The following is a 13335-nucleotide window of genomic DNA, read 5'->3' on the forward strand; positions in this document are numbered from 1 at the left end:
GGGTGTCCGGTCCTCCCGGTGGGGGTCAAAGCACCGGGAAGGTAGAAACCCTGATCGCCTTACGTCGCGCGCTCGCAAGACGGCGATGCGAGCCTGTGTCTCACACGTGAGACACGGGGCGGGGAGACGGAAGAGCCCCGTGTCTCACGGTGAGAGAGACACGGGGCCCAGAGTGTGCAGGAGTGCGGGTCAGCTCCGCTTCTTACCCTTTCCCGCAGGCAGTTGACTGACCTCTTCCAGGACGTCGACGAACGGCTTGATCTTGTCCAGGAGGCGCTTGGCCTCACGAGGGTCGCGCTGCAGGAGCTCGCGGGCCTTGGCCGGGTCGAGCGTGCTCGTCACCACGTCCCACTTCTCGACCAGCGTCTTCCGCTCGCGCTCCGACTCGCTCAGGTCGTCGAGCGCCAGGGCCTCCGCGTCGTTCCAGCCGAGCTTGTCGATCGTCTCCTGCAGGCCGGCAGGCGTCTTGCTCTCGGACTGCGTCCAGACGGTGCGAACAGCTTCCTGTCCTGCCGCCTCGTCGTCCTTCCCGCGGGACCGCAGCACTGCGAGCAGCTTGGGCACCTGACGGGCGCTCAGCTTGTCGGGGGCCTCCGCGCCGAGGGGTTCGAGGGCCTTCAACACCGGGTGCTCGTTGACGATGCGGTACCCGTGCGCCCGCGAGATGTCCCAGCGCTCCGCGAGGTAGTCCTTGAACTTGGTGAAGGGCTTGCCGGTGGTCTCCGACACCATCTCCAGGTAGAGCTTCTCGCGACTGATCGCGTACAGCGCGGGGCTTGCCTTCTCTACGAACCGGTTGTCGGCGGCGACGACCGTGTCCTTGTAGAGCTCCTTCTCGTGGTGGACGATCCGTTCGAAGTACGCCAGCCGCTCGGCCTTGGGCGCGTCGGCCGCAGGCTCGCCCTCCTCCACAGGCTCCTCAACGTCGGCCACGGCTGTGGCGGCAAGGGCAGCGACATCGCTCTCCGGCTCCCTCGCTGCGGGCACCGTATCTGCGGCGGGAGCGGGCGTGGCCTTGAGTTTGAGGAAGCCGAAGACGTCTTCTTCGCTGCCAGCCGCGGTTCCCGAGAACGCGTCCTCCAGGGAGCCCTTCTCGTCGGCGTCCGTCTCGGCGGTGTCGGTGTTCGCGGTGGTCATGCGGCGATCTCCAATCGGCTCCGCATACGCAGCAGGAGCGCAGTCGTCAGCTTGTCGTGGGCCTCGGCGAGGTTGCTGATGGTGCCCTCGATCTTCTTGTCCTCTGCGCGCTTGAGGACATCCAGCTCCCACACGGAGAGGCCCAGTTGGCGGGCGATTTTCGCTGTCCTGGAGGACGCGTGAATCGTCTCGTCGAAGACGTGGGTGCTCTTGCCCAGGAGGCGGCGGGCTTCGTCGACGACTTCCTTGTGGATGCCGGAGGACTTGTTGGGGGATCCGAAGTGGACAACGCCCAGCAGCTCAAGCATCTGGTTGACCTGCTTTGCGGCCTTGAAGGCGTCGGAGATGTCGTTCAGAGCGTCTTCGAGGCTGCAGATGTCCATCTTCACCGGCGCCACGAGCCAGCGGGAGGCGCACAGGCACAGCATGAGGACGTTCGGGTTCTCCGGCGGCGCGTCGATCCATACGACGCCGTACTGGGAGAGCAGCGGCTGGAGGCACTGAGCGAGGCGACAGAAGGCCGCGTAAGGGCCCTCACTCTGTGCGATTTCCAGGAACAGGGTGTTGATTTGACGGAGTTCCTTGCCGCCCAGGACCACGTCCAAGTTGGGGCGCACATCCTTGATGGGCTGCAGCGGGGTGCCGTTTCTCAACGCCTCGTAGAACGCCGTGCCCTTGTCGCCTTCGTCCATCCCGAACTCTCGGCGCAGGTTGCCCTGCCCGTTGGCGTCGATCGCCAGGGTTGGGATCCCCTTGGACGCGGTCTTGGTCGCGTTGTTGCCGGTGAGGGTGGTCTTGCCGACACCGCCCTTGCCGCTCGCGAAGGACGTCACATGGCTGAAGAGTCTGTAGTCGATGCCGAGAGCCTCGGCCGACATGGGCATGATTGACACGAGGGCGCCCCTTCAAGGCACGGCGGATAAGTCGCTCGCATTCTGCCAGGCAGACGGTCGCGAAGATGCACAGACCCGTGGGACTGGATGCCTGCGCAGTGCGTTGTCCATGGGAGCGTCACACGGTCGAGTGACGGTAAAAGCCCGTGTCTCACATGTGAGACACGGGCTTCTGGGGGTGTGATCGGGGCCGTGTCTCACAGTGAGACACGGCCTCCGGCTACGCGGCCGGCGCGAACGCGGGGTCGTTGGTGAGCAGGTACCAGGCGTCCGAGTCGTCGCCGCCCTGCACCGCAAGGCGCAGCGGGAGCACCGATTCCTTTGCCTTCTGCAGGTCCTTGCTGACGCCCTCCATCTGCATGGTGCGCGGCAGGACGTACCGATACGACTTCCCGCCGTCGACGACCTCGATGCAGCCAGCGACCTCCGTACGGCCGCCGATGCGCGGCGGCGCGAAGCGGTAGTGCTTCGGGCTCGTTTCGGTCCCGCCCGACGGCGTGATGGTGGTGATACTGCCGCCGCCGTACACGGCCTGGAAGTTGCGGCCGGACCACTGCTGCAGGTCGACCTCCACGGTGGCGCTGTCGGAGGTCTGAAAGGTCCGGGACGGGAAGTCGGTCTGAGCGGACTTGACCTGCTCGAAGCTGGGTTCCTCGGTGAACTTCAGGCTGTCCTCGGTGGTGAGGCCGACGCTGTACCAGCCCGCCGGCATCGCGACGGTAGCGTCGGCCGGCGCTTCAGTGCCGACGGGTGCGAGCCATACCCGGGTTCGCGCGGGAACGACGATCTGATTCGCGTTGGTGATGCTCTCGCCTGCCATGGCAGTGCTCTCCTCGTAGCCAGGGGTTGGGGCCGGGCCACGATGGGGACGACGGACGGCTAACGTCGCGCGGTGGACCTCACACCGGGTTCGCCAGCGATACGAGCGGCAACGCCAGAGGCGTGGGGCGGTAGCTGTGCAGGGCGGCCTGCAGCATGTTCGTGAGCCTGCGGTGCCGAAGGTGCTCCTCGATCCGCTGTCGCGTGTCGCTGCAGGCCGGATGCGGATGCCGGAAGGCCCGAAGCTGTGCCAGGAGGGCGCTGAAGGCGAGAGAGCCCAGCTCGACGCCGATGGCCGTCGGCGCCAGCGCAGGAAGGGGCACGAACGACAGCGCCTCGTCGACGTAGTGGATCTGGAAGTCGTTGACCGTTCCCAGGTCCGCCCAGGTGCCAGGCCTCGCGTGCAGCGGCGTGCCGATGGGCGCGATCTGGATGGTGGTCAGACCGTTCTTCGGCAGCGTCACTGTGTCTCCTGGGGCGGGTGGATGGTGGTGAGGAGGCCGAAGATGTGCCGCGGCTGGCCGTCGGCAAGTGGAGAGTCGATCAGAACGCCGGACGGGCGCACGGAGCTGATGACGGGCTGTCCGGGCCCGGCCGGCTGGTCGACGAGCTCTTTCGTCGCCAGCGCACACACGAGAGCGATGCGCCGCAGGGCATGCGGGCCCGGCCAGCCGGACGGATCGCCGTACACCTCCAAGATCACCTCCGGTTCGGTAACCCACTCCAGATCGCGCAGGTCGCCGCCAACGCCTGGGATCACACGCAGGTGTGGCCAGGGAGCCTCGCGCACGCCAGACACCCGGCCGGGCCCTCCCAGCGCGGCGGTCACCTGAGGGTGCTTGGCGAGCCAGGCCAGGACAACGGCGACCGGGTCAACGTCGGCGAGATCGGTGCCGTTCACGCCTGGCTGCGGGTGCGCGCGATGTAGCCGCTGCCGCGGAGCTGCCGGGCGTAGTCCGGGGAGACGTAGGCGTCGTCACCGGGCTTGACCTCCACGCCGCCCACCCGCAGGTGGTGAGCGAAGCGGACCTTCTCCGGGCTCTGCCCCGCGCGCAGCGGCGGGCCGATGACGGTGACGGCCTGGTCCTCGGTGGCGGCCGGCTCCGTGGCGGCCGCGAAGGTGTTCTTCTTGGTGGCGTTCGTGGTCATGGCGCGCAGGGTGCAGAGCGGTGCGCCGTAGTGTCGCGTCCTCACCGCCGGGCGGCGACCGCGGCGGCCGCCCGCGCCATGTAGAAGGCGCCGATCGCTTCCAGGTTGCCCGGGTAGACCGTCCCGACTTCCGCTTCGACGACGAACTTCCCGGAGGCGACAACCTTCGCGGTGACGGTGCTGCCCGTGATGACCGGCGGCAGGGTCCGGATGTTGCGCGAGATGCCGTCCGGGATGGTGTGCACGCTGCACCGGCAGTTCTTGAGGTTCGCGACAGCCCGGCTGCTCTCGTCGCGGGGCTGCTTCATGTACGTGAGGGGGCCGACGCCGCGGTGTTTGCGGTCCCAGTCCATGCTGTTGATCTCGAACCGCAGGTTGTCGGGGCGCTCCTGACCGTGCGCCTGCGCGTGCGTGGGGCGGACGCGATCGTCCGCGACGGTGATCCACTTCTTCGTCGGCGGGGCGAACCTCTTGGCGGCCCGCTCTACCTCGCGCGCGACTTCGTGGATGTGCGGGGCGACCATCATCGCGACCATGCGGTCCAGGCCGGGCGTCGCGTGGAACTTCGCCATCAGGGCACCTCCGGAGGGTTCTCCGAGGCGACGACGGCGATGTAGTCCGCCGCCCCGTAGCCAGGCACGGTCTTCGGGAGCGCGGTCACCACGGTCCAGGTGAGGGTGCCGTCGCTGAGCACGTCGCCCGGCTTGAGCGGCCACGCCTCGGGGTCGACACGCAGCGTCCACGAGCCGTCAGTCTGCTTCGCGGCCGCGCCCGGCCATGTGCCGCGCGGCGTCGGCCGGGCGTCGGGCGGAGGCGGCACGGGCGTACCGAGCGCATCTCGAGTCCACGGGTGTGGCAGGACGTACGCAGTCAGGGATCGGTCCGGGAGGACGACGGCCATGGGGTGCTTCCTCTCCGGGCTACCAGCGGCGCCGATAGCGTCGGCTGCCGTACGGCCACGGGTTCGCGGACGCCGTGGCGATCGTCCGGTACAGGCGCGGCCGGTATCCGCTCAGGGAGTCCAGCGTGGGCGGTGCGCCAACCTGCCCTGCCAGCGGAGCCGAGTCGTACGAGATCGACTGTCCCTCGGCCGACACGGACGTCACCCGGCGGGTGCCGGATTCCGGCGCGGTGGGGTCGTTGCGGATCGCCTCGGCCGCGTGCGCGACGACGTACCGCACGATGGGTTCCTCCGTGGCCGCGTCCAAGCCGACGAGGAGGTCCACGGTGAAGGTGCCGTCCAGGTTGTCGACGTGACCCAGCACGGTCACGACGTCGTCGAACTGCTGGATGGGCCAGGCCTGCGGATCGTTGAGGCTGTACCCCCACAGCGGTGTGACGTCGAGCAGTCGTCGGGGTGTGGGGAGCAGCGGCCGACCGAGGTAGCTGGACACGTCCGCCTGAGCGGTGCGGATCTTCGTCCAGTACCGCTCGCGCTGGGCGGCGGTGAGCGGCAGGGTGACACCGAGCTCGTCGGCGACCTCCTCCGCGGAGGCGATCAGGCCGGTACCGCGGGGTAGGTCGACCTTGACCATGCGGTCGGTCGCCGTGGCGCCGGCGGACGGCTTGAAGGTGACAGCGCACCAGTACCGGCCATCGGCCAGCGAGTCCGGGAGCGTGAAGCGGTACACCGCCTCACGCAGGCGGACGGCCGGGCCAGCCGTCGCGGCCGGGGCCCCGGTGCGCTCGGGGCTGTCGTAGAGGTCGATGCGGTCGACGCTGCCTCCGGCCGTCGCCGGGTCGCAGACCGCTCCAGCCCATACGGGCCGGTAGTCGTACGCCGTCACAGGAGCCTCCTACTCGGCGGTCGCGGCCTGGGCGAGCTGTTCGCGCAGTCGGGCCACGATCCGATCGGCCTGGGACCGCTTCAGCTCCGCGCCCGCCGCGACCAGAAGGCGCGTGATGGGGGTGTTGTAGGTGCCGATGCCGGTGTGCTCGACCAGGCGGACGGTGCACTGGGCGCGCTCCCCGTACGTGCCGACGGTGAGGAACACGCCGTCGGGGTCGGTGGGCATCTCGCCGGTGGCGTCGTCAACGATGCGACCGTCGAGCTTCGCCGGGATGAGCTGCTGGGCGGTACTGAGGGTGTCCAGGTCCGGAGCGGGCTCGAGAGGGGCGGCCGGCGGTTCGAGCGGGGCGACGTCCGGCACCTTCGTCTCGACGTCGGCGGCCGGGGTCGCCTTGTTCTCGGGCTCGGCGGCCGCCGCGGTGTCGGGGGCTTCCGCGACGGTCTCGGTAGTGGCTTCCGCGGTCGCGCTGTCGGTTTGCTCGTCGGTCGTGGTCTTGCGGGTGCGGGGCGGCACAGGGTCCTCCAGTGGGTCAGGCGTTGGCGGAGGAACGTTGGACCGCCCCGCGGTCTAACGTCGCGCTGCGCACAGATCAGGCGTACGTGAAGCCGCCGTTCTTGGTGACGGCCCCGGCGTCGTCACCGACGACGACGTTCACGGCCCCGGCCGAACCGGCGGGCGTGGTGACCTGCAGCTTGCCCGACGAGAGGATCTTGAGGTTGGTGCCCGCTGCCGCGCCGAACTTGACGTCGGCGACACCGTCCAGGTTGGTGCCGGTGATCGTGACGACGGTGCCTCCGGCCGCGGGCCCGGTGGCCGGGCTGATGGTGGCGATGGTCGCCGGCGGGTACAGGGCGTCGATCTGCGACTGCCGCAGGATGGCGCCCGCCTTGTAGCGCAGGACCTTGATCGAGCCCTCGGGGACGCCGTCCCGGCTGTCGCTGGGGCGGGTGCCCTGGTCGAACGGCTTCGTCTCGTAGACGTCGGCGGTGACCTTCATCAGGGGGTCGCTGGTGGGTGTGGCGGGGAAGGCCGACTTGGCGATGCGGGCGCCGGCGGCGTTGTAGAGGCCCATGGCGGGTCTCCCTTCTGGTTGGAGGTGGTGAGGGTGTAGGAAGCGCCGCGCTTGGGTCGCGGTCAGAGGATGCGCAGGTCGTCCCAGCCCTGCGAGGTGACCGAGAAGACCAGCAGTCCGGGCTGGGAGACCTCCCCGGACCGCATCGCCCACCAGTCGGAGCCGTTGTCGAGCGTGGGCGCCTGCACCCACAGGCGGCCCGCGCCGAGCTGCTGCGTACGGAAGTGGTGGTAGTGCCCCGAGACGAGAATCCGGGCATCGGCGATCGGCTGCCGCCCGAACGTCTGGGCCCGCCACCAGTCGCCCGCCTTGTCCGGGCGGGGGTACTGGTGGCCGTGGGCCAGGCCGACGATCGTCCCGGCCATGTCCAGGGACACGGTGTCGCGCCAGGGCTCCGGCACGACGAAGGAGACGTGCCCGTAGGCGTCCGCGTTCTTGGCGTAGGCGTCGGCGATCTGGCTCATGACCTCGATGCCCCAGTCGTCCTGGGGCGGGCCGACGGCGTCCTTGCCGCGCCTGACCCGCGCATGGTTCGAGCCGCAGGTCGCGGCCACCACGCGTGGGAAGGCGGTGGCGAGCCGGTCCAAGCCCTCGAACGTCAAGCGCCGGTGCAGCCGCACCATCTGGGTGAGCGTCAGGTCGTTCGTGAAGGCCTGCGAGGCGACGTTCTCGAACCCTTCGATGCAGTCGCCGGCGTCGAGCCAGTACGCCGAATCCGGCGCGCGTCCGATCTTGACCAAGTCCCGCAGGTGGTCCTGCAGGCGGTCGAACCGCTCGGAGATCCGGCCGACCAGTTCCTTCGTGCCTCCGTCCCGGCCCACCTTTCCGGCCTGCGGGTCGGCGTACACCACGGCGAGCGCGCGGCCGCTCTCGGCGGCTGGGCTGCGGGGCTTGCGGCGGCGCCGCATCACGTCGCGGACCAGCGCGTTCAGGTCTTCGGCAGAAGACCACCCGGGAACGGTCGGCTCGACGAGGTAGCGGCATCGCCACACGGGGCGGGTGACGGCGTCCTCACCTTGGGCGTCGCGGTGCCAGGCGGCGGGGTCGTGGCGGGCCTCCACGAGCCGTACTCGGTAGCCGTCAGGGACGGCCAGGCCGAGTTCCTCCACGCGGGCTCGCCATCCCGCCTCGTCCTGGGGCGGCGGGTCGGCGGCCGGCGCGGTGACGAGCATGGCGCCGTCCGGCTCCCACCGCACGCCCGGTTCCCACCCCTTCGGCGCGGCCGCCGTGGGCCGGGTGATCTCGGGCGGGGTGGTCTGGGCGGGGCCGGCGGGAGCCAGCAGCGCGTCCAGGTGGTCGTCAAGGCTCATGCGGTGCACCTGCATCCGTTGGAGGCGCCTCGTCGGCGATGACGCGCGACCGCCGGCGCCTGCACGCGGTGCCCGTTGGCGGTCAGCGCATCCGCGATCTGCGTGGCGGAGACCGTACGGGTGTCGAGCAGGTCGCGGAGCTTGTGGGCGGTGCCCTCGTCGAGGGTGTCGAGAATCGCGCCGACGCTGCAGCGCGGCCCGCGTTGAGCGGGCGGCTGCTCGGTGAGCTGGGTGAGGGCCGCCATCAGCCCGTTGGTGTCTGCCACGGCAGTCCTCGCTCTCGTGCTGGGAAAGGAGTGCGGGGCCGGACCGTTGTGGGTCCGGCCCCGCGATGCGCCCCCGGTCACGGGCCCGAGTCGGGCCCGGCCGGTTACGCCGGCGTGGTCCAGGTGCCGATGACGAAGGACTCCGGACGGGAAACCTCCAGAGCGACACGCTCGTCGGCCCGGAACGTCAGCACGCCACGCTCGAAGTTGTCCGCGTTCTCGCTGGAAACGGTCACGGAGACGTTCTCGCGGTCGTAGAGCTGGGCTCCCATGCCGAAGCTGCCGAGCAGGTACTTCTCGTCCGGCATCGCCGTCGTCTCGACGACATTGATCCGCCAGACCTTCTTCTGCGCGCCCACGGCGACCTGCAGGGCGACGCGGAAGGCGCCGTTGTCGTCGGTCTCGACCTCGACCTCCTCCCACATGCTCGGCGAGAGGACGACACCGGTCGGCTCGTACTCGGCGAGCAGCGACCGCGTCATCGCGCGGCGCATCTGGATGGAGAACTTGTCGGTGTTCTTGCCGGTGTACTGCTGGACGCCGGGGGTGTTGAACAGGCCGACGATGGAGGTGCCGTCGCCGCCCTGGCTGTGGAGCAGGTCGTAGTCCTCCGCGAACTTCACCCCCTCGACCAGGCGGGAGTTGATGAAGTTCCGCAGGCGCGGCTCGTCGGACAGGATGTTCTTGTGCCCGTCGAGCAGGTGGGCGATCTCCGCGATCGGGAACGCCACGGGCTCCAGCTTCAGCTTCGACCGGGGGGCCTTGCCGAAGACGTCGGTGTCCAGGCCGGTCGGCGCGGAGACACCGTCGGCCGCGCGCCTCTCCGGCACCTGGGCCGCGTTGTTGACCCAGCCGGTCTCGCGGATGCCGAGGAGGACCGCGGACTTCGTCTTCGCGGACGGGAAAAGGTCCCGGATGTGCCACTTGCGGCGCTGCGCCTCGGTGATGCCGAGGTCCTGCACGGAGCCGAGGGCCTGGTGGGTGTGGGTGCCCGCGGAGAGGGAGAAGATGCTCTTGCCCTCGATCTCGGCGCGGATGTAGGGCCGCTCCTTGAACTCGCTGGCCGCGGCCCGCTTGTAGGCGTCGGACTCGGTGAACAGCTCACCGAGGCTCTTGCCCTCCACGCCGCGCGGGGCGCTGCCGTAGAACTGGCCGGCCGCGGGGGTGCCCTCGGGGGCGTTGATGTACTCGTTGAGGGTGTCGGCGCCCTGCGCGGCGTCGATCAGCCCCTTGATCTCCTGGGCGTCGCGGACGACCTTGACGTACGCGTCCCTCTGCTCGGTGGAGACGACGAACTTGCCGCCCTCTTCCTTGAAGGTCGACGCGATGCGGTCGGCCTCCGCGCTCTTCTCCTGCAGCTGCGACTGCAGGCTCCGGAGCAGGCTCTTATCGGTAGCCATGGTGGTGTGTTCTCCCGGTGCTGGGCGTGGCGATGGACATGCGTCGCTCGCCCGGCCAGCACCGGGACGACCCGAAACGCGCGGGCATTGGAGAACACCAGGAGGGTTAACGTCGCGCGCTCAACTCGTGGGTTGCGCACGGGACGTCTGCGGGGCGCGTGTCAGGCGCGCAGGGCGGCGAGCTGGGCCTTGACCTCGTTGGGGTCCAGGACGGCCCTGTCGGTCTCCTTGAGGGGCGTGTAGGGCTCGTCGTCGCCCTCTTCGTCGGTGCCCCACTGTTCGGCCCCCTCGTCGTCGTCCCACAGGTCGACGGGCGGCGTTGACGTCGCCTCCTCGCCGGCGTCGTCGTCCGCGGCCTCGCCGGTGTCCTCGTCTTCCAGCTCCTCGTCGGCGGCGGCCGGCGCTTCCTCGTCGGGAAGGAAGTCGTCGTCCAGGTCCTCGTCCCCGTCCGGGGTGGGCTGCTGGTGCGCGGGCATGGGGGCGCCCTTCTTCGCGAGAGCGGCCAGGAGTCGTTCCACGCTCGGCTGCAGCGTCCCGACCTCGTCGGGGGTGGCGTCGGAGACGGTGATGAGGGCGGTCGCGTCGTCGAGAGCCTGGGCGGACGGCTTCATGAACCGCGCCTCGATCTCTTCGTCGACGCTGGCGGCCCGCTCCCGGCCGTCGACGGGAACCGCGACCGTGGCGAGCTCAACGGGCTGAGGAGTGCCGAGGTCCACGTCGAAGCCGTCGACCGTGTACGGGACGGCGTACGTGCTGTTCTCGCCCTGCTTGCAGACCACGACGATGGCCCGGTCCGGATAGGTCGCCTCCACGCTGGTGAACCCGTCCTCCCCGCAGTCGAACAGGGGCCGTGCGGCCTCTGCGATGCGGTTGCGGAGCTGCTCGTACGAGTAGGGGGTGGCTGCAGGCATAGGAGTCTCCAGGGGGAGGTTCTTCGCTTCTAGGACAGCCGCGCGGGCGCTCTTGCTCTCCGCGGCGTGGGTGGCGGGGTAGATGCCGAGGGCGTCGTGATGGCGCAGGTTGCAGTAGCCGTGTGCGTCCTCGGGGGACATGTGCTTGCTGGCGAGGGCCACGCAGCGGTCGAAGTCGCCGGGGCTGCCCCAACCGATGCGGGCGGCGCCTTCGCCGTGTGCGTACCAATCGCGCAGGTTCTCGGCGTTGCCGCGGTTCCGGTCGAGTCCGTCGGCGGCCTTGGCCTCCAGGCGGACGGCGGCCGCGGTCTTGGCTTCCATGCTGGCCTGCATCGTGTCCGCGTCGACGGGCGGCCCAGACAGCGGGATCGGGGTCCGCTTGGTTCCCTGCACGACCACCACGTCATCGAAGCGCACGGGTATCTGCGGGAACGGTGCGACGCCGGGCAGCCGGTATCCGAGGGTCACGTGCGGGGTGAAGCCGTGGTCCTCGCGGAACTTGTCGGAGAACACCGACTGGCGGAGGGCGTCCGCGATCCGGGTGCGGAGCTCGGTCAGGCCGGCAACGTCGACGGGCACCCATGTGACTTCGCCGTCCCCCGAGTCGGGGAAGCGGCCGATGCCGCCGATGCTGCCTTCCAGGGGGTTGGCGTCCGTGAGGGCGCTGCGCACCAGGTCGGTCAGGTCGTCCGGGTGTCCGCCGAGCGCGGCGGCGTCCCCCAGGTACGCGAGGGTGACGTGCAGGTCCCGGGGCGCCGTGCCGTCCGGCTGAGCGATGCGCTCGGCGGCGTCACGCGGGAGGTACAGGGCGATCATGGCGCCGCGGTCGACCTGCTGCTCGGCGTCCTTGTAGTCGAGCTCGATCGCTGACCAGGTGGCCTTGTGCTCGACTCCCTCCCCGGACAGGGCCGCCGACTTCACTTCCAGGGACCTGGTCATGGGGTGCGCACCGTGGAGGACGGGGCTGACCTCGTACAGGTCCAGTGAGTGGATGATCCGTACTCCGTCGTGCCGCTTGCTGGCCGCGCCGGGCGGCACCTTGTAGCCGATGGAGAACTGCGCCTCGCCGTGCTCGTGCCACTGCTTGACCTGCTCGTATACGTCGCGGCCGCGCTGGGTGCGCAGGTTGAACTGGACGGTCGCGACGAGCGCGCCGGCCTCCTTCGGCCACACGGCCCCGCCGGGGATGGACACGAACCGCGGGTCGCCGGGCTTCCACTCCTCGACCTCCAGAACCACGCCGATGGGGTCCTTCCACTCGTGGTGGAAGACGGACTTCACGCGGCGGGTGGCCAGGGTTCTGGCGAAGGCTCCTGGCAGGATGAGGTCGCTGACCTCGTCGACGACGCCGGTGACGGCGAAGATGGCTCGTACGGTGCCGTGGCGGATCGACGGCTTACGGGGTGGGGGGCTCGGCACGGCGGGGACCTCCAGGGCGCGGGGTGATCAACCCGCGCACCGTGCCCCCGCCGGAGCCTTACCGTCCCGCGCTGTCCTTCTGGGCCTGCTCGAAGCCGAGGGTCCAGTAGCGGGCCTTGAAGCGCTGCTCGGGCCCGCCGTCGGCGTTGTAGGGGCAGTCCTCCACCGTCTTGCCAGCGGCGGCCGCCTTGTGCGCCTCCTGGGCCACGGCGAGCGCCGTTCTGCGGTCCATGGCCATCTACTTGCCTCCCTTCTTCTTCGGCTTCCTCGCCCCGGGGAAGGGTGCGCCCTCGTCCTCGTCGTCCTCGTCGGGGGACTCTTCCATATCCGGGTCTTCCTCGTCGGCGCCAGCGTCGAGGGCGTCGGGGTCCTCGTCGTCGGCGGCGAGCGGATCGGCCTCGGGATCGTCGTCTTCGGCCGCCGGGTCGTCGGCGTAGGGGTCGGCAGCCCCGTCATCGGCGAGGGGCTCCTGGCCGTCGGGCGCGGCCCCGTCGGGGCTTGCGGGGTCCTGGCCGGGGGTGGTGCTGACGCGCTGCATCTGCGCGCCATCGACGTCCAGCACCCAAGCGCTGTCGTCGCTGTACCGCCACACCTGCCCGGTCGCGTCGCGCACCCAGCCGGTAAGCGTGCCGTCGGGCGCCCGGTCCAGCCAGGCCTCTTCACCGTCCTTGCCGGTGAACGCCGCGAAGGCGTTCGCCGGATCGGTCTCGTCGCCCTCGTCGTAGGCGTCGCCCGCCCACGGGCGGGAGTCGTCGTGCGCGGGCGGCCGCATCTCGTCGGCGGCCGGGTCGGGCGGGCCCGGTGGCGCCCCGGGCGCCGGCTGGGTGTTGGGCAGGGCCTTGATGGCGTAGGCGAATCGAGTAGTGGTCACGCGCGGAGGGTGAGCTCTGCGGCTGGCTTGTGTCCCGGTCACAGCCCTCACCTCACGGCCGCTGGTCGATCAGGCGGGTGCGCTGCCGGAGCAGCGCGAGAATCGTCTGCGGGTCGCTGGGGTCCAGGTTGCGGCGGGGCCCGAGCGGGCCGAGCAACACGGGCTTCCCGGTGTGCTGCTCGACCAGCGCCCGGATTCGTGCCGAGCCGATCACCGGCCGGTCAGCCCGGCCGGTGATCTCGACGTCGTACGGGCAACCGTCCTCGAGGACTCCGGTCGCCAACATGCGGGCCTCCTT

The 13335-nt window shown here is 70.1% G+C and carries 18 protein-coding genes; all 18 read right to left on the reverse strand.

The window, feature by feature from the left end; all coding sequences use genetic code 11:
* Positions 1-189: 189 nt before the first annotated feature.
* The 18 genes from ACFW6B_RS23020 to ACFW6B_RS23105 all read right to left on the reverse strand — a co-directional run bounded on the left by ACFW6B_RS23020 (position 190) and on the right by ACFW6B_RS23105 (position 13323).
* Positions 190-1137, reverse strand: a complete 948-nt coding sequence (locus ACFW6B_RS23020) for a hypothetical protein (protein WP_386598399.1) — start codon at positions 1135-1137, stop codon at positions 190-192.
* Positions 1134-2021, reverse strand: coding sequence for a ParA family protein (locus tag ACFW6B_RS23025; protein WP_386598508.1), 888 nt, complete (start codon positions 2019-2021; stop codon positions 1134-1136). Before ACFW6B_RS23025 ends, ACFW6B_RS23020 begins: the two co-directional genes overlap by 4 nt.
* Before the next feature lie 229 nt (positions 2022-2250).
* The gene (locus tag ACFW6B_RS23030) at positions 2251-2850 is read right to left on the reverse strand and encodes a hypothetical protein (RefSeq protein ID WP_386598400.1); all 600 of its coding nucleotides are present in this window, start codon (positions 2848-2850) and stop codon (positions 2251-2253) included.
* Positions 2851-2929: 79 nt separating this feature from the next.
* On the reverse strand, positions 2930-3313 hold the full coding sequence (locus ACFW6B_RS23035; RefSeq protein ID WP_386598401.1) for a hypothetical protein: 384 nt from the start codon (positions 3311-3313) through the stop codon (positions 2930-2932).
* Entirely contained in the window at positions 3310-3750 is a 441-nt protein-coding gene (locus ACFW6B_RS23040; protein WP_386598402.1) for a hypothetical protein, read from the reverse strand. The genes ACFW6B_RS23035 and ACFW6B_RS23040 overlap by 4 nt, the downstream gene beginning before the upstream one ends.
* Positions 3747-3998 carry a hypothetical protein gene (locus tag ACFW6B_RS23045; protein ID WP_386598403.1) on the reverse strand — a complete coding sequence of 84 codons (252 nt, stop codon included), beginning with the start codon at positions 3996-3998 and terminating at the stop codon, positions 3747-3749. The genes ACFW6B_RS23040 and ACFW6B_RS23045 overlap by 4 nt, the downstream gene beginning before the upstream one ends.
* Before the next feature lie 41 nt (positions 3999-4039).
* Positions 4040-4570 carry a hypothetical protein gene (locus ACFW6B_RS23050; RefSeq protein WP_386598404.1) on the reverse strand — a complete coding sequence of 177 codons (531 nt, stop codon included), beginning with the start codon at positions 4568-4570 and terminating at the stop codon, positions 4040-4042.
* Positions 4570-4818, reverse strand: coding sequence for a hypothetical protein (locus ACFW6B_RS23055; protein WP_386598405.1), 249 nt, complete (start codon positions 4816-4818; stop codon positions 4570-4572). Before ACFW6B_RS23055 ends, ACFW6B_RS23050 begins: the two co-directional genes overlap by 1 nt.
* Positions 4819-4918: 100 nt before the next feature.
* Positions 4919-5785, reverse strand: coding sequence for a hypothetical protein (locus ACFW6B_RS23060; protein WP_386598406.1), 867 nt, complete (start codon positions 5783-5785; stop codon positions 4919-4921).
* 9 nt (positions 5786-5794) lie between these two features.
* Positions 5795-6301, reverse strand: a complete 507-nt coding sequence (locus ACFW6B_RS23065; protein ID WP_386598407.1) for a hypothetical protein — start codon at positions 6299-6301, stop codon at positions 5795-5797.
* A gap of 76 nt (positions 6302-6377) precedes the next feature.
* The gene (locus ACFW6B_RS23070; RefSeq protein ID WP_386598408.1) at positions 6378-6860 is read right to left on the reverse strand and encodes an IPT/TIG domain-containing protein; all 483 of its coding nucleotides are present in this window, start codon (positions 6858-6860) and stop codon (positions 6378-6380) included.
* Positions 6861-6922: 62 nt separating this feature from the next.
* Positions 6923-8170, reverse strand: coding sequence for a hypothetical protein (locus ACFW6B_RS23075; protein ID WP_386598409.1), 1248 nt, complete (start codon positions 8168-8170; stop codon positions 6923-6925).
* Entirely contained in the window at positions 8167-8436 is a 270-nt protein-coding gene (locus tag ACFW6B_RS23080) for a hypothetical protein (protein ID WP_386598410.1), read from the reverse strand. The genes ACFW6B_RS23075 and ACFW6B_RS23080 overlap by 4 nt, the downstream gene beginning before the upstream one ends.
* A 104-nt stretch (positions 8437-8540) precedes the next feature.
* Positions 8541-9836: a phage major capsid protein gene (locus ACFW6B_RS23085; protein ID WP_386598412.1), complete on the reverse strand. Its 1296-nt coding sequence runs from the start codon at positions 9834-9836 to the stop codon at positions 8541-8543.
* A 161-nt stretch (positions 9837-9997) separates the two neighbouring features.
* The gene (locus ACFW6B_RS23090; protein ID WP_386598413.1) at positions 9998-12166 is read right to left on the reverse strand and encodes a 2'-5' RNA ligase family protein; all 2169 of its coding nucleotides are present in this window, start codon (positions 12164-12166) and stop codon (positions 9998-10000) included.
* Positions 12167-12224: 58 nt separating this feature from the next.
* On the reverse strand, positions 12225-12398 hold the full coding sequence (locus tag ACFW6B_RS23095) for a hypothetical protein (protein WP_367532599.1): 174 nt from the start codon (positions 12396-12398) through the stop codon (positions 12225-12227).
* Between the two features lie 6 nt (positions 12399-12404).
* On the reverse strand, positions 12405-13037 hold the full coding sequence (locus ACFW6B_RS23100) for a hypothetical protein (RefSeq protein WP_386598414.1): 633 nt from the start codon (positions 13035-13037) through the stop codon (positions 12405-12407).
* Between the two features lie 52 nt (positions 13038-13089).
* Positions 13090-13323, reverse strand: a complete 234-nt coding sequence (locus ACFW6B_RS23105) for a hypothetical protein (protein WP_386598415.1) — start codon at positions 13321-13323, stop codon at positions 13090-13092.
* Positions 13324-13335 lie beyond the last annotated feature (12 nt).

The sequence above is a fragment of the Streptomyces sp. NPDC058751 genome, assembly GCF_042746485.1.
Classification (GTDB): domain Bacteria; phylum Actinomycetota; class Actinomycetes; order Streptomycetales; family Streptomycetaceae; genus Streptomyces.